At 56.3% G+C, this 21,279-nt stretch carries 21 protein-coding genes; 13 read left to right on the forward strand and 8 right to left on the reverse strand.

Annotation, left to right across the window (positions count from 1 at the left end; translation table 11 throughout):
• The first annotated feature begins 3 nt into the window (after positions 1 to 3).
• The 6 genes from ugpE (at position 4) to NHF56_RS14090 (ending at position 5,959) form a co-directional block, all read left to right on the forward strand.
• The gene (gene ugpE / locus NHF56_RS14065; RefSeq protein ID WP_373456310.1) at positions 4 to 840 is read left to right on the forward strand and encodes a sn-glycerol-3-phosphate ABC transporter permease UgpE; all 837 of its coding nucleotides are present in this window, start codon (positions 4 to 6) and stop codon (positions 838 to 840) included.
• Positions 841 to 852: 12 nt separating this feature from the next.
• Positions 853 to 1,905 carry a sn-glycerol-3-phosphate import ATP-binding protein UgpC gene (locus tag NHF56_RS14070; protein WP_252805571.1) on the forward strand — a complete coding sequence of 351 codons (1,053 nt, stop codon included), beginning with the start codon at positions 853 to 855 and terminating at the stop codon, positions 1,903 to 1,905.
• 224 nt (positions 1,906 to 2,129) lie between these two features.
• Entirely contained in the window at positions 2,130 to 2,594 is a 465-nt protein-coding gene (locus NHF56_RS14075) for a cupin domain-containing protein (protein ID WP_252805941.1), read from the forward strand.
• Between the two features lie 40 nt (positions 2,595 to 2,634).
• The gene (gene gshB / locus NHF56_RS14080; RefSeq protein WP_252805572.1) at positions 2,635 to 3,579 is read left to right on the forward strand and encodes a glutathione synthase; all 945 of its coding nucleotides are present in this window, start codon (positions 2,635 to 2,637) and stop codon (positions 3,577 to 3,579) included.
• Between the two features lie 102 nt (positions 3,580 to 3,681).
• Positions 3,682 to 4,212, forward strand: coding sequence for a hypothetical protein (locus tag NHF56_RS14085; protein ID WP_252805574.1), 531 nt, complete (start codon positions 3,682 to 3,684; stop codon positions 4,210 to 4,212).
• 214 nt (positions 4,213 to 4,426) lie between these two features.
• Complete coding sequence (locus tag NHF56_RS14090; protein ID WP_252805575.1) at positions 4,427 to 5,959, forward strand: YifB family Mg chelatase-like AAA ATPase; 1,533 nt, start codon at positions 4,427 to 4,429, stop codon at positions 5,957 to 5,959.
• Between the two features lie 35 nt (positions 5,960 to 5,994).
• Here the strand turns inward: NHF56_RS14090 and cysK are convergent, their stop codons facing one another.
• On the reverse strand, positions 5,995 to 6,960 hold the full coding sequence (gene cysK, locus NHF56_RS14095) for a cysteine synthase A (RefSeq protein WP_252805578.1): 966 nt from the start codon (positions 6,958 to 6,960) through the stop codon (positions 5,995 to 5,997).
• Between the two features lie 258 nt (positions 6,961 to 7,218).
• The gene (dut, locus tag NHF56_RS14100) at positions 7,219 to 7,689 is read right to left on the reverse strand and encodes a dUTP diphosphatase (protein ID WP_252805580.1); all 471 of its coding nucleotides are present in this window, start codon (positions 7,687 to 7,689) and stop codon (positions 7,219 to 7,221) included.
• Positions 7,690 to 7,811: 122 nt separating this feature from the next.
• Between dut and NHF56_RS14105 the strand changes: the two genes are divergently transcribed.
• From NHF56_RS14105 to NHF56_RS14115, 3 genes are all read left to right on the forward strand, one after another.
• The gene (locus tag NHF56_RS14105) at positions 7,812 to 9,395 is read left to right on the forward strand and encodes a peptide chain release factor 3 (RefSeq protein WP_252805581.1); all 1,584 of its coding nucleotides are present in this window, start codon (positions 7,812 to 7,814) and stop codon (positions 9,393 to 9,395) included.
• Positions 9,396 to 9,521: 126 nt separating this feature from the next.
• Positions 9,522 to 12,182, forward strand: a complete 2,661-nt coding sequence (locus NHF56_RS14110) for an EAL domain-containing protein (RefSeq protein WP_252805583.1) — start codon at positions 9,522 to 9,524, stop codon at positions 12,180 to 12,182.
• Between the two features lie 101 nt (positions 12,183 to 12,283).
• On the forward strand, positions 12,284 to 13,549 hold the full coding sequence (locus NHF56_RS14115; RefSeq protein WP_252805585.1) for a glycerate kinase: 1,266 nt from the start codon (positions 12,284 to 12,286) through the stop codon (positions 13,547 to 13,549).
• On the opposite strand, the gene NHF56_RS14120 is transcribed toward NHF56_RS14115, so the two are convergent.
• The gene (locus tag NHF56_RS14120) at positions 13,546 to 14,466 is read right to left on the reverse strand and encodes a pirin family protein (protein ID WP_252805587.1); all 921 of its coding nucleotides are present in this window, start codon (positions 14,464 to 14,466) and stop codon (positions 13,546 to 13,548) included. The genes NHF56_RS14115 and NHF56_RS14120 overlap by 4 nt on opposite strands.
• Positions 14,467 to 14,664: 198 nt before the next feature.
• Here NHF56_RS14120 and NHF56_RS14125 point away from each other — a divergent pair, with 198 nt between their 5' ends.
• Positions 14,665 to 15,483: a class II glutamine amidotransferase gene (locus NHF56_RS14125; protein WP_252805589.1), complete on the forward strand. Its 819-nt coding sequence runs from the start codon at positions 14,665 to 14,667 to the stop codon at positions 15,481 to 15,483.
• Here the strand turns inward: NHF56_RS14125 and coaBC are convergent.
• The 4 genes from coaBC to NHF56_RS14145 all read right to left on the reverse strand — a co-directional run bounded on the left by coaBC (position 15,465) and on the right by NHF56_RS14145 (position 18,783).
• Positions 15,465 to 16,676 carry a bifunctional phosphopantothenoylcysteine decarboxylase/phosphopantothenate--cysteine ligase CoaBC gene (gene coaBC, locus NHF56_RS14130; protein ID WP_252805590.1) on the reverse strand — a complete coding sequence of 404 codons (1,212 nt, stop codon included), beginning with the start codon at positions 16,674 to 16,676 and terminating at the stop codon, positions 15,465 to 15,467. The genes NHF56_RS14125 and coaBC overlap by 19 nt on opposite strands.
• An 81-nt stretch (positions 16,677 to 16,757) precedes the next feature.
• The gene (gene lptB, locus NHF56_RS14135) at positions 16,758 to 17,546 is read right to left on the reverse strand and encodes an LPS export ABC transporter ATP-binding protein (protein WP_373456318.1); all 789 of its coding nucleotides are present in this window, start codon (positions 17,544 to 17,546) and stop codon (positions 16,758 to 16,760) included.
• 22 nt (positions 17,547 to 17,568) lie between these two features.
• Complete coding sequence (locus NHF56_RS14140; RefSeq protein WP_252805592.1) at positions 17,569 to 18,111, reverse strand: LptA/OstA family protein; 543 nt, start codon at positions 18,109 to 18,111, stop codon at positions 17,569 to 17,571.
• A 6-nt stretch (positions 18,112 to 18,117) separates the two neighbouring features.
• The gene (locus NHF56_RS14145) at positions 18,118 to 18,783 is read right to left on the reverse strand and encodes an LPS export ABC transporter periplasmic protein LptC (RefSeq protein ID WP_252805597.1); all 666 of its coding nucleotides are present in this window, start codon (positions 18,781 to 18,783) and stop codon (positions 18,118 to 18,120) included.
• 169 nt (positions 18,784 to 18,952) lie between these two features.
• Here NHF56_RS14145 and sppA point away from each other — a divergent pair, with 169 nt between their 5' ends.
• The 3 genes from sppA to NHF56_RS14160 all read left to right on the forward strand — a co-directional run bounded on the left by sppA (position 18,953) and on the right by NHF56_RS14160 (position 20,693).
• A complete protein-coding gene (sppA, locus tag NHF56_RS14150; RefSeq protein WP_252805599.1) occupies positions 18,953 to 19,906 on the forward strand; it encodes a signal peptide peptidase SppA in 954 nt (317 codons plus the stop codon).
• Positions 19,907 to 19,930: 24 nt separating this feature from the next.
• Positions 19,931 to 20,224, forward strand: coding sequence for an integration host factor subunit beta (locus tag NHF56_RS14155; protein WP_252805602.1), 294 nt, complete (start codon positions 19,931 to 19,933; stop codon positions 20,222 to 20,224).
• A gap of 124 nt (positions 20,225 to 20,348) precedes the next feature.
• Entirely contained in the window at positions 20,349 to 20,693 is a 345-nt protein-coding gene (locus NHF56_RS14160) for a LapA family protein (RefSeq protein ID WP_252805604.1), read from the forward strand.
• Positions 20,694 to 20,753: 60 nt separating this feature from the next.
• On the opposite strand, the gene NHF56_RS14165 is transcribed toward NHF56_RS14160, so the two are convergent.
• Positions 20,754 to 21,200, reverse strand: coding sequence for a carbon monoxide dehydrogenase subunit G (locus NHF56_RS14165; RefSeq protein WP_252805605.1), 447 nt, complete (start codon positions 21,198 to 21,200; stop codon positions 20,754 to 20,756).
• Positions 21,201 to 21,279 lie beyond the last annotated feature (79 nt).

Consider the following 21,279-nt stretch of genomic DNA (forward strand, 5'->3'; position numbering starts at 1 on the left):
TCCGTGAAGAAATATATCGACCATCTCATTCTCATTATCGGTGTTGTTTTCATGATGGGCCCGGTTGTGGTGGCCTTCATGACATCGACGCATGACGCCGCTGAAATCCACATGCAGGGGCTTATGACCACATGGGGCGGGCATTTTGCCGAGACCTATGACGAGGTGCTTTTTGAGAAAGGTGGCTTTACCGGCCAGGTGACCGGTCTGGCGATGCTGAAAAACTCCTTCATTCTCGGCATCGGGTTTGCCGTCGGCAAGATCGTGCTTTCCATGCTGGCAGCCTACGGGATCGTCTATTTCCGCTTCCGTATGGGTGTTGTGTTCTTCTGGATGATTTTTACGACCCTGCTGCTGCCGCTCGAGGTGCGTATCCTGCCCTCCTATATGGTGATGAGCAAACTCCATCTGATCGACACCTATTCCGGTTTGATCGTGCCATTGCTGGCCTCTGCGACAGGCACATTCTATTTCCGGCAATTCTTCAAATCCGTGCCGGATGAGCTTCTCGAGGCAGCCCGCATCGATGGTGCCGGACCGTTCAAATTCTTCATCGATATTCTGGTGCCGCTCTCCCGCAACATGGTGGCGGCCATTTTCGTGATCATGTTCGTCTATGGCTGGAACCAGTATCTCTGGCCGATGCTGATGACGACAGATGAAAGCTTCTTCACGCTGGTGCGCGGCATCAAGCAGATCCTGCTCGTTTGGGTCGGTTCCCAAATCCCCGATTACAATCAGGCCTTTGCGCTTGCCGTTCTGGCGATGCTGCCACCCATTCTGGTCGTCATCATCTTCCAGAGCTGGTTCATCAAGGGCCTGACCGAGAGCGATAAATAGGAACGATATTTCATGGCCAATATCCAGATCGCCAATGTTTCCAAAACTTATGCGGGCGACATCCACGCCGTAAAATCCGTCAATATCGATATCGCCGACGGCGAGTTCATCGTGCTTGTCGGGCCATCCGGCTGCGGAAAGTCCACGCTGTTGCGCATGATTGCGGGCCTGGAAACAATCACCAGCGGAACCGCGAGCATTGGCGGAAAAATTGTCAACAAGGTTGAACCCGCCGAGCGGGATATTGCCATGGTGTTTCAGAACTATGCGCTCTATCCGCATATGAGCGTTTACGCCAATATGGCCTACGGCCTGAAAAACCGCGGCACACCAAAAGCAGAAATCGATGCGCGGGTGAAAGAGGCCGTTCGCATGCTTGAGCTGGAACCCTACCTTGATCGCAAACCACGCGCGCTTTCAGGCGGGCAGCGCCAGCGTGTCGCCATGGGGCGCGCCATCGTGCGCAAGCCGGCGGCGTTTCTCTTCGATGAGCCGCTGTCAAACCTGGATGCAAAGCTGCGCGTTTCCATGCGCGGCGAAATCAAACAATTGCAGAAGCGGCTCGGCACCACATCGCTTTATGTAACCCACGACCAGCTGGAAGCCATGACACTGGCAGACAGGCTCGTGGTTCTGAACCGCGGCGAAGTGGAGCAAATCGGCACGCCGTTGGATGTCTATCACAATCCTGCCTCGACCTTCGTGGCGGGTTTTATCGGCTCACCGGCGATGAATCTTGTCAATGTGGAGATTACAGGCCAGACCATTGCCTTCGGAGACCAGACCATTTCGGTTGAGAACCGCACTCTGCCTCAGGGCAAATCCACACTGGGGATTCGCCCTGAAGATTTGCGGCTGGCGCAGGACGGCAGCGGCTTTGCCTTTCACGTGGATTACATTGAGGAGCTGGGCGCGCAACGTTTGGTGCACGGCCACGCTTCGGGAACACCGCTCACCGTTACTCTTTCTTCCGAGGTGGCACTGCCTGAAGACATTCGTCTTTCCGTCCTTGCTGAAAAACTGCATTTCTTTTCTGCCGAGACGGGCAAGCGCATCACCGCTTAAGCCCGGCTTGAAGCGCTTTTCCCGAATTGGAACAGCTGCCCTGACCCAGAACGGGCGTTGAGGCGCATTTTGCGGCACTTCCTGGAGGGTTCGCTAAAACTTGAGCCTTTTCCAGAACGGTAAACTCATCTTTGCCGTGTAAGGCTGCACCCGACTTGACTGTGGGGGTAAGTATGGCATTTCCATTTAATACAATTTTCGCGTTCGTATCCGTTCTTGGTGCGATGAAGATCAACGAAGCCCCGGCGGCGGGACCATCCGTCATTTCCGGTACGGCCAACAATCTGGAGATGAAGCCATCTCCTATCGAGCCATCGTGGATTTTGGAGGGCAATCCGAACGCGCGTATTGGCGAGCATTCGCAAAGTGACGACGACGCTGCAATGACGGCGATCTGGGACTGCACGGCAGGCCGTTTCAACTGGTATTATGGCTGGGACGAAACCGTCATGATCATTGAAGGCGAAGTGCATGTGACGGACGAGGATGGTGTGACCCGCACCTTGCGCGCGGGCGACATTGCCTATTTCCGGGGCAAGACCTGGGCGACATGGCAAATCGACAATTATGTCCGCAAAATTGCCTTCGTGCGCCGCCCCTTCCCCGGGCCGCTGCAGCTGGCCATCAAGCTTCGCAACAAGCTGAAAGCGATGCGCTCGGGCGGAACCCCGTTGCGAAGCGGGCTGTGACATCCTAAATGGGGGGAACTGATTTCTCGGGGACCCCCAAATGGCCAAAATCCGCAATGTCGCGGTCCAGATGGACCATGTTTCATCCATCCAGATCGCCGGTGATTCCACCTTTGCCATGAGCCTTGAGGCGCAAGAGCGCGGCTACAAGCTCTTCCACTATACGCCGGATCGGCTCTCGCTTCGTGACGGCAAGGTCTATGCCACAGTGGAACCGATGGTTTTGCGCGACGTGAAAGGAGACCATTTCGAGCTCGGTGAACCCGAACGTGTGGACCTTTCCACCATGGATGTTGTCCTGCTGCGCCAGGACCCGCCCTTCGACATGTCCTACATCACTTCCACGCATCTGTTGGAGCGCATTCATCCGAAGACGCTGGTGGTGAACGACCCGGCATGGGTGCGCAACTCGCCGGAAAAGATTTTCGTGACCGAGTTTCCCGACCTCATGCCGAAGACGTTGATTACCCGCGATCCGGGCGAAATCCGCGCGTTTCGCGATGAGCTGGGCGACGTCATCATCAAGCCGCTTTACGGAAATGGCGGTGCGGGTGTGTTCCATCTGACCAAGGGCGACCGTAACCTGTCTTCACTTCTGGAGATGTTTTCCGCGCAGTTCCGCGAGCCGTTCATTGCGCAGGAGTATCTGCCGGATGTGCGCAAGGGCGACAAACGCATTATTCTCATCGACGGTGAGCCTGTCGGCGCGATCAACCGCGTGCCAGCAGAGCATGACAGCCGCTCCAACATGCATGTGGGCGGACGCGCCGAACATTCCGAGCTGACGGAAAGAGAAAAGGAAATCTGCGCCCGTATTGGCCCGGCACTTCGTGAACGCGGCTTCCTGCTTGTCGGTATCGATGTGATCGGCAATTATCTGACCGAGATCAATGTGACGTCGCCCACCGGCATCCGTGAAGTCAAGAAGTTCGGCGGCGCGGATATTGCAAGCCTCCTATGGGATGCAATTGAAGCAAAACGCTAAACCGCAATATGCCCAAAATTGGCCGCTAAGATTGGCATAAAGCACGTTTATGCCAGCTTGATGCCGGAGTAGATGTTCCCTTGAAGACTAAGGGGACATGGCATGCGCATTTTCAAAATTCTTCTGTTCGTTTTTATCACTGCCAGCCTTGCAGCTTGCTCAAGCACGGCGGAAAAACTCCGTAACAAAAGCGACCGCTATCAGCTTTCGTCCACGATCGGAAAACCCTATGCAGCCATTGCTGCATCCAAGTCTCTCAAAGAAGCCGAACTCTTCGCCACGCGCGAAACATATGGACGCCTGATCGATCAGGTGACACTGCCGAGTGGAGACACGGTCTATAAACATGCCGGATTGCGGGAGGCTGGTGAATCCAGTTTCGATTTCTCCGGCCTTATCGGAACGAGCAAGACGAAGCTTGAATATGCAATATACTATTTCCGCGTCGGTCCCGATGGCATGATACGAGACTATGCGAACGGCATTGTTCAGGGCGACAGGGTCAACTGCATTGCGTTCATCAGCGGCCTGATTACCACCTGCCAGAACACCGACACGCTCACAGCCGACTTCACCTATATTGATACAATCGTTCGCACCGCCAACGGAAAACCGTATAGCGCCTGGCAATAGGTCGAAATGTCACCGGAAAGCAGCTCACGCTCCCTTGCTGCTTGTGAGCTTTTTGTTCTTCAAATACAACCCGATACAACTTTTATATGCATTTCTGAGCAGTTTGTTCATTTCCTGTTCTTGTTTTATTCACGCTAATGTGCATCAATAGCCCAAGTCAAGCAGGAACTCCAGTTTCTGCCGGAGCGTCAGGCATTTTGATGAGGGGCATCCAATGGTATCGCGTGTTGCGACAGTTGCATTTCATGGCATAGAAGGCGTTCCTGTCGATGTGCAGGTGATGGTTGCACCGGGAAACGTCGGCATGCATATCGTGGGCCTGCCCGACAAGGCCGTCGCTGAGAGCCGCGAGCGGGTGCAGGCTGCCCTGCATGCTTCAGGTCTGTCGCTGCCTGGCAAGAAAGTGACCATCAATCTGGCACCTGCAGACCTGCCCAAAGAGGGCAGCCATTACGATCTTGCCATCGCGCTTGGGCTGATGGCCGCGTTGGGTGCCATTCCGGCCGATGCGCTGCAGGATTTCGCCGTTGTGGGCGAACTCAATCTTGATGGCACCATTGCAGCCGTTGCCGGCGCCTTGCCGGCGGCAATTGCGGCGAACGCCATGGGAAAGGGCCTCATTTGCCCTGCGGCCAGCGGGGCTGAAGCGGCCTGGGCCGGAGACGGCATTGATATCCTGGCACCAAGAAGCCTGATTGCGCTGGCCAATCATTTTCGCGGCACGCAGGTGCTTTCACGGCCCGAGCCTGCCGTTCGCCAGATGCCCGCCAACCTGCCCGACCTTGCTGATATAAAGGGACAGGAAAGCGCCAAACGGGCGCTCGAGGTTGCCGCGGCAGGTGGGCATAATCTTCTCATGATCGGCCCGCCTGGCTCTGGAAAATCCATGCTGGCGTCGCGCCTGCCCTCCATTTTGCCACCCCTCTCGGCTGCCGAACTCCTGGACGTGTCGATGATACAGTCCATCGCCGGGCAGCTTTCCGGCGGCAAACTCTCAGACCGCCGTCCCTTTCGTGCGCCGCATCATTCAGCCACAATGGCAGCCCTTGTGGGTGGCGGATTGCGGGCGCGCCCTGGTGAGGTTTCGCTGGCGCATAACGGTGTGCTCTTTCTCGATGAGCTTCCGGAATTTACCCCGCAAGCGCTGGATGCGCTGCGGCAACCGCTGGAAACGGGCGAATGCGTGATTGCGCGCGCCAATCACCGCGTTTCTTATCCAGCCAATATCCAGCTTGTGGCGGCGATGAACCCCTGCCGGTGTGGCATGGCCGGAGAACCGGGACATACCTGCGCACGCGGGATCAGATGTGCTGCGGATTACCAGGGGCGGATATCGGGACCGTTAATGGATCGCATCGATATTCGCATTGATGTTCCGGCCGTCACCGCGATGGATCTCATCAAACCAATGGCGGCGGAATCGAGCGCCGATGTCGCACGCCGCGTTGCCTTTGCCCGTGACATGCAGCGGGAACGGTTTCTGGCGCTTGGTGAGGCGAGATTGCGAACCAATGCACAATGCTCGACCGCTTTGATTGAGAAAATTGCAGAGCCCGATCCAAACGGATTGCAGCTCTTGAGAGATGCGGCGGAGAAGATGAAATTCTCCGCACGCGGCTATCACCGAATTCTGAAGGTCGCACGAACGCTGGCTGACCTGGATGGACAGGCGACGGTTGGAAAGCTGCACCTGGCTGAAGCCATATCCTACCGTATCGCCGGGGACAGGCTAATGGCGGCGGCGTGAATGGGCGCCCTTTTTAAGAAGCGCCCCGCTTCCCGTTATTCGCCGAGGCCGTCAAACAGGGCGGTCGAAAGATAGCGTTCGGCAAATGACGGAATGATAACGACGATGTTCTTGCCGGCGTTTTCTGCGCGGCTGCCAACCTTGATGGCAGCAGCCAAAGCCGCACCGGACGAAATGCCGACCGGAACGCCTTCAATGCGGGCAACGTCGCGGGCCATTGCAAAGGCCTCATCATTGCTGATCGTGACCACCTCATCATAAATCGACGTGTCGAGAATGGGCGGCGCAAAGCCCGCTCCGATCCCCTGGATCTTGTGCGGGCCAGGATTGCCACCTGACAGAACGGGACTGTCCGCCGGCTCGACGGCCACAACCTTCACCTCGGGCTTCTTGGATTTGAGTACCTGCCCGGTGCCGGTGATCGTGCCACCCGTGCCGATGCCGGAAACGAAAATATCGACCGTACCATTGGTATCGTTCCAGATTTCCTCGGCGGTCGTCTTGCGATGGATTTCGGGATTGGCCGGGTTTTCGAATTGTTGCGGAATGATTGCATCCGGCAGGGTCGCCGCCAACTCTTCGGCCTTGGCGATTGCGCCCTTCATGCCTTTCGGTCCTTCAGTGAGCACCAGTTCAGCGCCAAGAAGCGCCAGCATCTTGCGCCGCTCAATCGACATGGTCTCGGGCATGGTCAGGATCAGGCGATAGCCCTTCGCCGCCGCCGTAAAGGCAAGTGCAATCCCGGTGTTGCCGGAGGTGGGCTCCACGAGCACGGTCTTTCCGGGTGTTATCTTGCCCTGCGCCTCAAGCGCGTCGATCATCGCGACACCGATACGGTCTTTCACAGACGCAATCGGGTTGAAGAATTCAAGCTTGGCGAGAAGATTGGCTTTCACGCCCTTTTCTTTCGCGAGCTTGTCCAGCCGCACGATGGGCGTATCGCCGACAGTCTCTAAAATGGAGCTATAGACGCGCCCGCGTCCCGGCTTCTTCTCGGTCATGATGTTTCTCCCTTGGCGGTTATATTTCCTCAATTCAAGATAGGCGCTTCTGCTCTGAGCCGCCAGAACCGAAAATCCATGGGGAACGAAACCGATAGAAAATTCCGCCAATGCGGCTGCTTTTGCTAAAAAACCGTGGACCTGTTTTGTGCGTATTGCGATTCATACTGCTGTGGCAGCAGGAATGCGGCCGCACGCACAATCCCAATATCGTCCTTGTGACAATTCCGAAAAACACCCGTTCAAGCAGCAAGCGTGTCAAACGCCGGTGGATCCAAAACCGCCGGCACCGCGGGCGGTCTGTGACACCGACTGGCTTTCTGCCACCGATACACGCGTGACCGGTGCGATCACCATTTGTGCAATTCGCATTCCCCGCTCAATGAGAAACTCCTCCTCGCCATGATTGATGAGGAGAACCTTCACTTCGCCGCGATAGTCGCTATCAATCGTGCCCGGCGTATTGAGGCAGGTAATGCCATGTTTGAAGGCGAGGCCTGAGCGCGGACGTATCTGTGCTTCAAAGCCTTCAGGAACTTCAAAGATAAATCCAGTGGGAACGAGAGCCCGTTTGCCGGGCATCAACATCATTGGCCGATCTTGAGCCACAGCTGCGCGCAGATCCATGCCCGCAGCACCTTCCGTTTCATAAGAGGGCAAATCAAGACCCTCACCATGCTCAAGTCGGGTGAGAGAAAGCCGCGGTGATGTTTGAGAATGCATGTTCATCGGCGTCCAATCCGTTCGCTGGTGAAGCTTTTCATTGTTCCTCGGTCGAGTCGGGCCAGCGGGTCAATTGCACTTTCGGGTTTGAGCGGTTATGAGAGCCGCAATTCACAGGAAAATAGGAAATGGCCGAAAGCTTGTCAGAAGCGGTGTCCCGCCGCCGCACCTTCGCAATCATTGCTCACCCGGATGCCGGTAAGACAACATTGACTGAAAAGTTGCTGCTTTTCGGCGGTGCCATCCAGCTCGCCGGCGAGGTGAAAGCCAAGAAGGACAGGGTTCAGACCCGCTCCGACTGGATGAAGATCGAGCGCGAGCGCGGTATTTCTGTTGTCACCTCGGTGATGACTTTCGAATACAATGACAAGATCTTCAATATTCTCGATACGCCAGGCCACGAAGACTTTGCCGATGACACCTATCGCACGCTGACGGCGGTGGATGCGGCCATCATGGTGATCGATGCTGCCAAAGGTATCGAGCCCAGAACGCTGAAACTTTTCGAAGTTTGCCGCATGCGCGACATTCCGATCATCACCTTCGTCAACAAGATGGACCGTGAAAGCCGCGACCCGTTTGAAATTCTCGACGAAGTTGAGGAAAAGCTGGCGCTCGACACCGCGCCGATAACCTGGCCGGTTGGTCGTTCAAAGACATTCTGCGGTGCCTATCACCTCGCCAGCAACACCTTTCGCGGCAGCGATTCACAGGTAAACACGATCCCGGTCAATGGACCGCAAAGTGTTGCCGAGCGGCTGCCGGAAAACGAGCGAGACGCGTTTATTGGCGAGTTGGAACTGGCGCGCGAGGCCTGCCGCCCGTTCGACAGGCAAGCTTTTCTCGAAGGGCATATGACGCCGGTCTTCTTCGGTTCTGCGTTGCGCAATTTCGGCGTGCGCGATTTGATCAATGCCTTGGGTGACATTGCGCCGCCGCCGCGTGCGCAGGTGGCAGACACGCGAACCGTGGAAGCGACCGACGAAAAGATGTCGGCCTTCGTCTTCAAGATTCAGGCCAACATGGACCCCAACCACCGCGACCGCATTGCGTTCGTTCGGGTTTGTTCTGGCAAGCTGACGCGCGGCATGAAGGCGCGTCTTGCCCGTACCGGCAAGCAGATGGGGCTTTCAGCACCGCAATTCTTCTTTGCCTCACAGCGGCAGCTGGCCGACACGGCCTATGCAGGCGATGTAGTTGGCATTCCCAACCACGGCAGCCTGCGTATTGGCGATACGCTGACAGAAGGGGAATCGCTGGTGTTTCAGGGCGTGCCGAATTTTGCGCCTGAAATTCTGCGCCGCGTGCGTCTGGAAGACGCGATGAAAGCGAAGAAACTGAAGGAAGCCCTGCAGCAGATGGCCGAAGAAGGGGTCGTTCAGCTTTTCCAGCCGGAAGACGGTTCGCCAGCGATCGTGGGCGTTGTCGGCGCGCTGCAGCTCGACGTGCTCAAAGAGCGCCTTCAGGCGGAATACGGTTTGCCGGTTTCCTTCGAGATGTCACGGTTTTCCATCTGCCGGTGGATTTCTGCAGACAAACCGGCCGAGCTTGAAAAATTCGTCGCATCTCACCGAGGAGACATTTGCCGCGATCTTGATGGCGATCCCGTTTTCATGGCGCAGGACGGTTTCTCGTTGAACTACGAATCCGAGAGGTCTCCTGATATCAAAATGATCGCGATCAAGGAGTATCACGCACAAAAGGCTGCCTGAGGCTTCGGGCAGTCACCACCGCCTCACTCAACCGCTACACCTCACTGGAGACATTCACACGCGAAAGGCTATGTTAAGTTTAGCGTGTCAAGCTGCAAGCATTGGGACAACGAGCAGTGCTAGCGAATGGGCGGAAAAGCGACGGGTGGTTTAAGCGTAAAACGCATCAGAAAGACGGCGTATCTCCATTACGTCCCGGCTCTGATTGCCGCTGTCACGATTGCGCTTTTCGCAGGCTACGCGGACTGGCAGCGGCAACTCGGCGCTCATGAAGCAGAAGTCGCGGCGGTTTCTCAAGAGCTTACGCTTGCCAAAACCAAGTTGGATGCGCTCATTTCAAGAAATGTTGCCATTGCCCAAGGATTGGCGGTCGATATTGGCAACCATGGCGCATCAGACGAGAAGCACATCCAAGATCTGGTCAGTATCGTATTCGACCTAGCCCCGCAGATCCGCAATATAGCCGTCGCACCCAACATGAAAGTCTCGATGGTCTTTCCGCTCAAGGGCAATGAGGATGTCATCGGTCTCGACTACAATGAGGTTCCGGCGCAGCGCGCGGCCGTTCTCGAGGTTATGAAAACCGGAGAGCCGGTTGTGACAGGGCCTGTCGACCTGGTCCAGGGTGGCAAGGGCCTGATCGCCCGGTTCCCCCTGATAGAAGTGGACGAGAAGGGCAGAAAAACCCTCTGGGGTATCGCTTCCGCGGTGATTGAAATGTCGCGGATCTATCGGGACAGCGGGCTCAGGATTGCAGATCCCGACATCCAGATCATGATGCGCTCGCGATCAAAAGATGGGGATGTCACCGTCCCGTTCTTTGGCGACCCGGCGATTTTTGCAAACCATCCGGTCAAAACGACGCTCAGCCTGGGCTACGATACCTGGGAAATGTATGCCATTCCAAGCGACGGATGGGATGCCGGCAGCGATCAGGCATGGTTCCGCGCGGCATTGCTCGTGATATCGCTTGCGCTTCTCATTCCGCTCATTTGGGCCGGGCGGCTGATGAGCGACAGACAGCGACACATGGAAGCGCTGCAGGACCGAGAAGACCAGCTTGGCGAACTTTCCCAGCGGCTGGAACTGGCTCTTGAAAGCTCCGGAATCGGGGTTTGGGAGTTTAACATATCCGAAAACACGCTGAGTTGGGACGAGCGGATGCGGGAAATGTATAACGTTCCCGCCGATCAGCTCGAATGCGGCTATGAAGACTGGCGCAACGCGCTGCATCCGGATGACCGGGTGAGCGCAGAACGAAGGTTCGACGATGCAATCAACAAGGGCTCGGACTATTCAACCAGCTTCCGCGTTGTAACACCCGAGGGCAAGCTGCGCCACGTGAAAGCCATGGGCTCTGTTTATGTCGATTCAGCAAAACGCCGCAAGATTATCGGCGTAAACTGGGATGTGACCGAAGACATTGTCCTGCAGGACGAGTTGCGCAAGGCCAAGAGCCAAACGGAGCTTCAGAACCGCCACTTGATGCAGGCCAAGTCAAGCATGGAACATGCCGCGTTGCACGATGCGCTGACTGGCCTTGCCAATCGTCGTTTCCTCGACAAGTGTATGCAGGAAATACCCATTGGAAGCCATATCACGGTTCTCCATATCGACCTCGACCGTTTCAAGGAGATCAACGACACGTTCGGTCACGCCGCCGGTGACCTGATCCTCAGAGAGACGGCACGCAACCTGCGCAATTTGATCCACGATGGTGATTTCCTAGCCCGCATTGGGGGCGACGAATTTGTGGTGATATCTGGGGTCAACAACTCTGACAAAGACTATGCGAGCGTTGCAAACGCGCTGGTGGAGGCCATGTCGCGGCCGATCATCTTCGAAGGGCACGAATGCCGCGTGGGTGCAAGCATTGGTTTTGCCTCGGGCAACACGGCCAGTGAGCCGGCGGGTCAGATCCTCATAAACGCAGATATCGCGCTCTACGAAGCCAAGCGGCGCGGACGCAACCGCGTGGAGCCTTTTACCGAACGGCTGAGACAGGTGGCAATCCATAATAAACGGATCGCAGACGACATTCTTCGAGCGTTCGAACAGGACCAGTTCGTTGCTTACTATCAGCCGCAATTTTGTGCGCAGACCCGTGAGATCAATGGATTTGAGGCGCTCGTGCGCTGGATCCATCCGGAAAAGGGCCTGCTTGCGCCCGATGCCTTCCTCCAGATTGCGGAAAATCTAAAGGTCGTTTCCACTATTGACGCGCTCGTCCTCGAACAAGCGCATCAGCAGTTCTTGCGGTTGCGTGCAAGCGGCGTCGATATTCCAAAATTCTCCGTGAACCTTTCAGCACAGCGGCTGAAGGAAGAAGCGCTTTTTGAAAAGATCGCTTCCATGCCTCTCCTGCCCGGCAGCCTTTCCGTGGAACTGCTCGAGTCGATTTCCTTCGAGGGCGACGACGAAGAATTGGTCAAACAGACCGACCGGCTGAGGGATATGGGCATTGACATCGAAATTGATGATTTCGGCACCGGTCACGCTTCCATCCTGACGCTTTTGAAGCTGATGCCGCGCCGCCTGAAAATCGACCGCGAGCTCGTCTTTCCCATCGTGGAATCTTCAAATCAGCGGGCGCTCGTTCGCTCGATTATTGATATTGGTCGGGCAAGAGGCATTGAGATAATCGCGGAAGGCGTTGAAACAATGCAGCACGCAGTTATTCTGCGGGACCTCGGATGCCATTCTCTGCAGGGCTATGCTTTCGCACACCCCATGTCGGGGCAGGAATTTCTGAATTTTGCGCGCAAGCGGCCTTGGCTCGCGGCGTGAAACACGCGACATGCAAAATGGTGGCCGAATGTCGGTTGCAAAGGCGTACACATCCTGAATAATGTGCGCTAACCCATTGCAAATCCTTGATGGAAGCCGGCATGCAAAGTTCCAAAGCCCGGACATTTCTCACTCAGCTGTTCGATGTTGCGGTCAGCACCGCCGATCCGATGCAGGTCATCGCGCAACATCTACCGGAGAAGCCGGATGGACGGGTCATCGTCATCGGAGCCGGCAAGGCCAGCGCGCGCATGGCTGAGGCCGTAGAACAGGCTTGGGGGCCTTGCGAAGGGCTGGTGATTACCCGCTATGGCTATGGACGCCCAACCCAGACGATTGAGATCGTGGAGGCGGCGCATCCCGTGCCGGATGACGCTGGCGAGGTTGCCACAAAACGCATGCTTGACCTGCTTGCAACTGCGGGCGACGGCGATTTCGTGCTGGCTCTGATTTCGGGCGGCGCGTCTGCCCTGCTGGTTCAGCCCGTGGCAGGGCTCGATCTGCAAGACAAGCGCGCAGTCAACGCAGCACTGCTTTCGTCAGGTGCGCCGATTGATGCCATGAATACGGTTCGCAAACACCTTAGCCGTGTCAAAGGTGGTCAGCTGGCAGCGGCGGCCTATCCGGCAAAAATGCTGGCTCTGATGATTTCCGATGTGCCGGGCGACGATATGGCGTTTATCGGCTCCGGTCCGACGGTGGGCGATGCCTCCGGCGCAGATGATGCACTGGCTATATTGGAGCGCTGGCAGGTAAAGGTCGACGACAAGGTCAAAGGTGTTCTGAAAACGGGAAGCGGCGTCATACAACCGGGAGATGATCGGCTTTCGAGGGTGGAGAACAGGGTTATCATTGCTCCCTCCCAATCGCTGGAGGCTGCAGCGGACGCGGCGACTGAGCAGGGTTTTGATGTGCGCATTCTAGGCGATTCCATAGAGGGAGAGGCCCGCGACGTGGCCGCCGCACAGGCCAGTCAGGCGCTGGAAATTCAAGGAACGCTTAAAGCGGGAGGCAAGCCCGTTGTTCTCTTGTCCGGCGGGGAGTTGACCGTTACCCGGCGCGGGGAAGGCATTGGCGGGCCGAATGCCGAATTCTGTCTGGCGGCAGCTATTGCGCTGGATGGCGCAACTGGAATCCATTTGATTGCATGTGATACGGACGGCGTTGATGGCGCAGCAGAAGTGGCCGGTGCCGTGGTGACGCCCGATACGCTGACACGCGCCATAGAAAAGGGCATCGATCCGCAAGCTGCCCTTGCGAATAACGATGCCCATTCCTTTTTTGCAAGGCTTGACGATCAGGTGGTGCCCGGACCGACGCTGACCAATGTCAACGACTTCCGGGCCATTCTGATTGAGCCTGTTTAGGCGAACTGGGCATTTTCCTTGATGAAGCTGCCCTGCTGAAGCTCCTGAAAGGCCTGCATCAGCTCTTCGCGGGTATTCATCACGATTGGGCCATGCCAGGCAACCGGCTCCTGGATCGGCTTGCCGGAGACCAGCAGGAAACGAACACCCTTATCACCGGCCTGAACGGTCACTTCATCTCCCGTATCGAAGACGACCAGGGTACGGTTGCCGCTCAGATCGCGAATGTTGAGTTCCTGTCCGTTGAACTCCTTTTCCACCTTGACGCCGATCGGATTGGACGCATCACGGAAGGTACCGGAGCCTGCAAAAATATAGGCAAAGGCCTTGCGGTAGGTATCCACCTTGAAGGTCTTGCGCTTGCCCGGCGGCACGGAGACATCGAGATAGACTGGCTCGGCGGCGATGCCATCGACCGGACCTTTCTTGCCCCAAAATTCGCCGGTAATGACGCGGACGACTGTACCGTCGTCGTCGATTTCGACCGGAATATCGGCTGATTTGACATCCTGATAGCGCGGGCTTGTCATCTTCAGCGACGACGGAAGGTTTGCCCAGAGCTGGAAGCCGTGCATCTTGCCGGCGAAGTCGCCCTTGGGCATTTCCTGGTGCATGATGCCGCTGCCAGCCGTCATCCACTGAACGTCGCCTGCGCCCAAGAGTCCCTGATTGCCAAGGCTGTCGCCATGCTCGACCGTTCCGGCCAGAACATAGGTGATCGTTTCGATGCCGCGGTGCGGATGCCAGGGAAAACCCTTGAGGTATTTTGCCGGATCATCATTGCGGAAATCGTCCATCATCAGGAACGGGTCCGTCATTTCCGGATCGCCAAAACCAAACACGCGATGCAGGTGGACGCCGGCGCCTTCCATGGCGGGCGTGGCGGTGCTTTCATATTTTACGGGACGAATAGACATCAGAGCGTCTCCTTTCACTTGCCGCTAATATAGAGCAGGCGATTTTGCAGACAATCAGCTCGCACAGGACGGTCTGTTCACATTTTTACCATCAATGTCCGCAAAATTCTAATTGCCAATTGAACTGCGTTAATAATCCGTTATCCATGTTTTGAGACGCTTGCCGCAAGCAGGCTTTTTTGTTCTGGAAACCACCAAATGTGCCGTTGGGCAGCCTATTGCGGTCAGCCGCTTTATCTTGAAGACATTATTTCATCGCCTGCGCATTCGCTGATTGAGCAGTCGCATCGCGCCACTGAAGCGAAAACCACCATCAATGGCGACGGTTTTGGAGTTGCCTGGTATGGCGAGCGCCCCGAGCCGGGCCGATTTCGCGATATTCTGCCGGCGTGGTCGGATTGCAACCTGAAAAGCATTGTCCGGCAGATCCGCTCCCCACTCTTTCTTGCCCATGTGCGGGCCTCGACCGGGGGTGGAACATCTCGCGACAACTGCCATCCCTTTGTCTCCGGTCGTTGGTCCTTCATGCATAATGGTCAGATTTCCGGGTTTGAAAAGTTGCGCCGCGCCATGGAAGCGTCGCTTGACGAGAAGCACTACAGCGCGCGCCGCGGCACGACGGATTCCGAGCTTCTGTTTCTCATGGCGCTCAGCAACGGGCTGGAGGAGGCTCCGGTTGCGGCTATGGAAAAGACACTGAGAGCAGTCGAAAATCTCGCGCATGATCACGGCATGGAAACCGTGATCCGTTTCACGTCATGCTTTTCCAATGGCGAGACGCTCTATGCGATTCGTTATGCCACCGACCGGGCCGCGCCGACGCTTTATTATGCGCCTATCGGGGTTGATGGCATCTGTCTGGTCTCGGAACCGCTCAACGATGATCGCGAGAGCTGGATTTGCATACCAGACGGAAGTGCGGTCGAAATTTCGCGCGAGGGCATCCTGCTGGAGCCGTTTGGCGATTGGAATGACTGCGCTGAGGGCGTTACTGCCCTTCAAGCAATGACGAAATAAGCGGCGATTTTTGCGGCCAGCTTCTCAGCAACCATTTCCTTGGACATATCTGGCCAGATGTCCACGCCGTCAGCACTGATGATGCGAACGGCATTGCGGTCCCCACCCATAATACCGGTTTCGGCACTCACATCGTTGGCAACAATCATATCCGCACCCTTGCTCTTCAGCTTGGTACGGGCATTTTCGATAACGGACTGGGTTTCGGCTGCAAAGCCGACCACGAGTTTGGGGCGGAGCGCGTGATGGCCGACCGTTTTCAGAATGTCGGGGTTTTCCGTCAGCGTCAAAGGTGCAGGCCCCTCACCCGGCACTTTCTTGATTTTCTCGCCTTGTGAGCGCTCTACGCGCCAATCGGCAACAGCGGCGACCATCACGGCAATATCGACCGGCAGCGCTGCGAGCACCGCATCACGCATCTCTTCCGCCCGCTCGACATGGATTGTCCGCACGCCGATCGGGTCTGAAATGTTAACTGGCCCTGAGACCAGCGTCACATCTGCACCAAGTGCTGCAAGCGCTGCTGCAATGGCATGTCCCTGTTTGCCGGAGGACCGGTTCGCGATGTAGCGCACGGGATCAATCGGCTCATGGGTGGGACCGGATGTGACGATTGCTTTGCGGCCCAGAAGCGGCTTTTCGCGGTTGTCCATGAGGTGGAGGACGGCGGCCAAGATTTCGTTTGGCTCGGCCATGCGTCCGACACCGGCCTCACTGCTCTCGGCCATCTCGCCCTTGTTGGGGCCGACAAAGTGAACGCCGTCGGCCCGCAATGTCTCGGCATTGCGTTTTGTGGGTGCAGCTTCCCACATTTTGGGATTCATGGCCGGCGCGATCAGGACCGGCTTGTCCGTCGCCAGCAGCACTGTGGAAGCCAAGTCATCGGCAAGTCCCGAGGCCATTTTCGCCATGATATTGGCCGTGGCCGGAGCCACCAGAACCAGGTCACAATCGCGCGCGAGGCGGATGTGCCCAACATCCTGTTCATCCTCGCGGGAGAACAATTCTGTAAAGACGTGATCGGCTGCCAACGCGCCGACGGCCAGCGGTGTTATGAATTTCTGCGCGCCTTCCGTCATGACGGGACGGACAGATGCGCCCTGCTCCCGCAAACGGCGGATCAGCTCAAGGCATTTATAGGCAGCAATTCCTCCGGTGATGATCAGGAGAATACGCTTGTCTTTCAGTATCATCTGTCAGCCGCCTTGATTGAGGACATGGCGCGGAAAATAGCCCAACCGACGCATGAAGGAAACCGGTGGGGCAAATTCTGGTTAAAGACTGAAATTGTCGCCGAGGTAGAGCCGACGCACATCCTGGTTGGCCACGATATCATCTGCACGACCATGGGTCAGCACCTCGCCGGCGTGAATGATATAGGCACGGTCAATCAGGCCCAGCGTTTCGCGCACATTGTGATCGGTGATGAGCACGCCGATGCCACGCTTTGTGAGATGGCGGACGAGGTTCTGGATTTCAGAAACCGAAATCGGGTCAACACCAGCGAAAGGCTCATCCAGCAGCATGAAGGCCGGGTCGGTGGCCAGCGCACGCGCAATTTCCAGACGACGGCGCTCACCGCCCGACAGGGCCACAGCCGCAGACTTGCGCAGATGCGAAATGGAAAACTCTTCCAACAGCTCCGTGATGCGGCGCTCGCGTTTTGCCTTGTTCTTTTCGCGCACTTCCAGAACCGCGCGGATGTTTTCCTCGACCGTCAGACCACGAAAGATAGACGCTTCCTGGGGCAAATAGCCCACACCCAGACGGGCACGACGATACATCGGCATGCTGGTCACATCGCGGCCATCCAGCTCGATTGTGCCGGAATCGACCGGCACAAGTCCTGTAATCATGTAAAAACAGGTGGTTTTGCCCGCACCGTTCGGGCCGAGAAGGCCAACCGCCTCGCCTCGCTTCACGATGATGGACACGCCATTGACAACACGCCGCTTGCTGTAGGTCTTGGTGATCCTGCGCGCCACCAAGGTTCCCTCGTAGCGCTGAATCTCTTCATCACTGCGGGACGCCTTACGAGAGGCCTTTGACGATAGAAACGGGATTTTCAAGTGTTGTCCGCCCGGCTTATTTCTTGGATTTCGGATCGAGCTGGATCTGCACGCGGCCACCACAGGCCTCGAGCTGGGCTTCGCCGCTTTTCATCAGAACTGTGAGCTTGCAGCCGGTAAAGACGTTTTCACCCTCTGTCAGCACGACCGGCTTTCCGGTCAGGGTCAAAATCTCCGTATCCATGTCAAACGTGCCCTCATCACCACTGGCCGTCTGGGTGCCAGACGTCATGAGAACGCGTTTTGACATCAGGATATGATCGATATCCGCCGGGCCGTCGCCGGAAACGGGTCCGCCTTCGGAACGATAATACACCGTCATCGCGCCAGAGCGGATCGTCGTCGTTCCCTGCACGACTTTCACATTGCCGGTGAAGTCCGCCCGTTTGTCCTTGTCCTTGATCTGCAGCTTGTCGCTTTCAATCTGGATCGGCTCATCGGAAGAGAGCGACAGTCCTTCCATACGCGTTGAGGTCTGCTGCGCAAATGAGGCGCCTGTTCCTGCCGCCAATGCAGCAAATGCGATACAAGCAAAAATGACCGATCCCTTGCGGCTCATCAGGAATTATTCTTTCTCTTTGCGAATGGACGTCGGGTTCACCAGAACTTTGACGTTGCCTTCGAAAGTAAGGCTTTGACCGTTGTCTTTCATTTCGAATTTATTGGCAACAATAGACGCGTCACTCATGATGATTGTTGTTTTTTCATCAGATATCATCGATCCACCTGTCAAATCCACACTTGCGGAGCGAAAATGCGCGTTTACGCCGTTGGAGAGGTCGATATCAAAAGGCTTGGGCAGCTCAAGCTTTTCCGAATCACGGTCAAAATTGCCAACGGCCGCACGAATATTGGCCATCAGGCCATTGCTGCCCGGCAATTGGGCGGCGATTGATTCCAGCGTAATGAGATTGGGCGACACGATGTCCTGCAGCGCACGCGAAGCTTTCAGCGCATAGGCAATGCCGTCGCCGTTGCGACCCGACAATGCCGGCTTTTCCATCACGATCTTGCCGTCTTCAATTGTAGCCGTTTCAATGCTGATATTTTCCGGCAGCCATGAGCGAACCACAGAAACGGACACAAAGAGAGCAGCCACCACGACGGTAACGGCCGGCAGAATGATTTTCAAACGCCGAACGCGCGCGGAATGCTTGAGCGCAGCTGAATAGTCGCGCGGGCTCATTGCGGGGCCATTTACGGCCAATTCCTGGCTTTGTATGTTCGACATCGGAGACCTTGCAACGCATCCGTTTGAACCGGAGATAAGTTCAATTGTTCGCTAACGCAATATGAAAGGCAGAAATACGACCGATTGCGCCGCAAGTCAGATATTTCTATAAGCTCTAAGAGAACGCGCAACATTCGCCGCTTGGCGGTGATATGCGAAGGAGAACGAGTTGGATCAGAATATTGCAGACCGGCGTGCGTTGCGGCGAAAGCTCAGCTTCTGGCGCGTTTTTGCAGGCGTTATCGCAGTGGTTGCCATTGTCGGCCTCTGGTTTGCCATGACCGGCGGGCAGAGCGCCAGCAGCCGCGACCAGATCGCGCGCGTTTCAATATCGGGCATTATTCAGGACAATAGCGAGCTCACCGGGCGGTTTGAGCGCATTGCCAAAGCCGACAACGTCAAGGCGCTGATCGTGGAGATATCCTCGCCCGGCGGGACGACCTATGGCGGCGAGACCATTTTCAAGGCAATCCGAAAGGTGGCGGACAAGAAGCCGGTCGTTACCAATATCCGCACGCTTGCCGCTTCGGCAGGCTACATGGTTGCGGCTGCAGGCGATGAGATTGTCGCAGGCGAAACCTCTATCACCGGCTCAATTGGCGTGCTCTTTCAATATGTTCAGGCCCAGGAGCTGATGGACAAGATTGGCGTCTCGATGGAGGAAATCAAATCCTCTCCGATGAAGGCCGAGCCCAGCCCCTTTCATGCTCCGCCGGAAGAGGCCAAAGCCATGATCAATGCCATGATCCAGGACAGCTATTCCTGGTTCGTCGATCTGGTGGCTGAACGGCGCGGCATGGACCGCGCCCGCGCGCTCCAATTGGCTGACGGGTCTGTTTTTTCCGGGCGTCAGGCCAAGGAAAACGGACTGGTGGATCGGCTCGGCGGCATGGACGAAATCAAGGATTATCTGAAGACTGTGAAGGTTGACCCCGACCTTCCCGTTATGGACTGGAAAGCGCCGTCAGATGGTCTTTCCATTGGCCTGCCCTTAGCACTGGCAAACCAGCTCGGATTGGGAGATGCTGCAACGCTCTTTGATCAGGCCATTGTCAAAAAACTCTTTGGTGACAAGTTGTTCCTTGACGGTCTCGTCTCTGTTTGGCAGGTTGGCGCGGATTAAAATCATAAAATTCAGGGGGTAGCAGTGATAAAGTCCGAATTGGTGCAGATTGTTGCTGCACGCAATCCACATCTCTATCACCGCGATGTGGAAAACATCGTGAACGCCGTATTTGATGAAATTTCAGATGCTTTGTCTGCAGGCAACCGTGTTGAGCTTCGTGGCTTTGGTGCATTCTCTGTGAAAAATCGCCCTTCAAGATCCGGGCGCAACCCCCGAACGGGCGACGCGGTTTTTGTTGAAGAAAAATGGGTTCCGTTCTTCAAGACCGGCAAGGAGTTGCGCGAGCGCCTCAATCCCGACGACATCGAAGATTGACGACGTCAAGTGCGGACATTTGATCTTAGCGCTTGAAACAACTGGCGCTTTGCCTATCTTGTCCTAGAGGCATTCGGACTTTACCGCGTGCCGGGTCTTAGATGTGCAATTCAGGAATTTCGCCATGGTCAAGAAGCTGATCAACATCATAATCCTCCTGCCAATTGCGATCGTTCTTATCGTGCTTTCCGTTGCAAACCGGCAATCGGTAACGATGGCCTTCAATCCGTTTCAACCCAGCGATTCGGTGCTTTCGGTCAGCGCGCCCTTTTTCATCTATCTCTTCGCCGCGCTCATTCTTGGCATGATCATCGGTTCAGCCGCCACATGGTGGAAACAGGGCAAGCATCGGAAGAAGGCACGCCAGACCGCGCGTGAAGCGGCGCGTTGGCAGAGCGAGGCCGGAACGCAGCGGCGGCGCGCAGAAGAACTGGCCGAACAGGCCGTCGTTCCTGCCTCATCGCATTAACAAAGACCTTGCCATATTGGCTGGATGTCGCGGACGGTCAGCGCCGTCCGCTGGTATTGACTACGCCTGGCCGCTCACGGCCTTGTTGAAATCGGCAAAAAACTGACCGGCGAGCTTTTTGGCAGACGAATCGATCAGCCGCGAGCCGAGCTGCGCGAGCTTGCCGCCAATCTGCGCATCGACCTTATAGGAAAGAATCGTTTCATTGCCGTCTTCTGCCAGAGAAACATCGGCTCCACCCTTGGCGAAACCCGCAATGCCACCCTTGCCCTCACCTGAAATGGTGTAGCTCTCGGGAGGATTGAGGTTTTCCAGAACGACCTCGCCTTTGAACGTGGCCGATACGGGGCCGATCTTGACCTTGACGGTCGCCGACATCTCGGTTGGTGACTGCATTTCCAGCTCCTGACAGCCAGGAATGCACGCTTTCAGGATTTCAGGGTTGTTGAGCGCTTCCCATACGGTTTGCCTGTCGGCTGCAATACGCTCTTCGCCACTCATGTCCATGAACATTTCCTCCCAGAATTCGACCCTTTGTGCGGGCCGGACGAATAGAGCCGATGGAAACGGCTTTGCCAAGTGGGCG

Source organism: Rhizobium sp. L1K21 (assembly GCF_024055895.1).
Taxonomy (GTDB): Bacteria; Pseudomonadota; Alphaproteobacteria; order Rhizobiales; family Rhizobiaceae; genus Ensifer_A.

What these genes read in the sequence shown, in the direction of transcription:
- NHF56_RS14070 (WP_252805571.1), top strand. Translation starts at nt 853, where the DNA reads ATGGCCAATATCCAGATCGCCAATGTTTCCAAAACTTATGCGGGCGAC.
- NHF56_RS14075 (WP_252805941.1), top strand. Translation starts at nt 2,130, where the DNA reads ATGAAGATCAACGAAGCCCCGGCGGCGGGACCATCCGTCATTTCCGGT.
- gshB (WP_252805572.1), top strand. Translation starts at nt 2,635, where the DNA reads ATGGCCAAAATCCGCAATGTCGCGGTCCAGATGGACCATGTTTCATCC.
- NHF56_RS14085 (WP_252805574.1), top strand. Translation starts at nt 3,682, where the DNA reads ATGCGCATTTTCAAAATTCTTCTGTTCGTTTTTATCACTGCCAGCCTT.
- NHF56_RS14090 (WP_252805575.1), top strand. Translation starts at nt 4,427, where the DNA reads ATGGTATCGCGTGTTGCGACAGTTGCATTTCATGGCATAGAAGGCGTT.
- cysK (WP_252805578.1), bottom strand. Translation starts at nt 6,960, where the DNA reads ATGACCGAGAAGAAGCCGGGACGCGGGCGCGTCTATAGCTCCATTTTA.
- dut (WP_252805580.1), bottom strand. Translation starts at nt 7,689, where the DNA reads ATGAACATGCATTCTCAAACATCACCGCGGCTTTCTCTCACCCGACTT.
- NHF56_RS14105 (WP_252805581.1), top strand. Translation starts at nt 7,812, where the DNA reads ATGGCCGAAAGCTTGTCAGAAGCGGTGTCCCGCCGCCGCACCTTCGCA.
- NHF56_RS14110 (WP_252805583.1), top strand. Translation starts at nt 9,522, where the DNA reads ATGGGCGGAAAAGCGACGGGTGGTTTAAGCGTAAAACGCATCAGAAAG.
- NHF56_RS14115 (WP_252805585.1), top strand. Translation starts at nt 12,284, where the DNA reads ATGCAAAGTTCCAAAGCCCGGACATTTCTCACTCAGCTGTTCGATGTT.
- NHF56_RS14120 (WP_252805587.1), bottom strand. Translation starts at nt 14,466, where the DNA reads ATGTCTATTCGTCCCGTAAAATATGAAAGCACCGCCACGCCCGCCATG.
- NHF56_RS14125 (WP_252805589.1), top strand. Translation starts at nt 14,665, where the DNA reads ATGTGCCGTTGGGCAGCCTATTGCGGTCAGCCGCTTTATCTTGAAGAC.
- coaBC (WP_252805590.1), bottom strand. Translation starts at nt 16,676, where the DNA reads ATGATACTGAAAGACAAGCGTATTCTCCTGATCATCACCGGAGGAATT.
- NHF56_RS14140 (WP_252805592.1), bottom strand. Translation starts at nt 18,111, where the DNA reads ATGAGCCGCAAGGGATCGGTCATTTTTGCTTGTATCGCATTTGCTGCA.
- NHF56_RS14145 (WP_252805597.1), bottom strand. Translation starts at nt 18,783, where the DNA reads ATGTCGAACATACAAAGCCAGGAATTGGCCGTAAATGGCCCCGCAATG.
- NHF56_RS14160 (WP_252805604.1), top strand. Translation starts at nt 20,349, where the DNA reads ATGGTCAAGAAGCTGATCAACATCATAATCCTCCTGCCAATTGCGATC.
- NHF56_RS14165 (WP_252805605.1), bottom strand. Translation starts at nt 21,200, where the DNA reads ATGGACATGAGTGGCGAAGAGCGTATTGCAGCCGACAGGCAAACCGTA.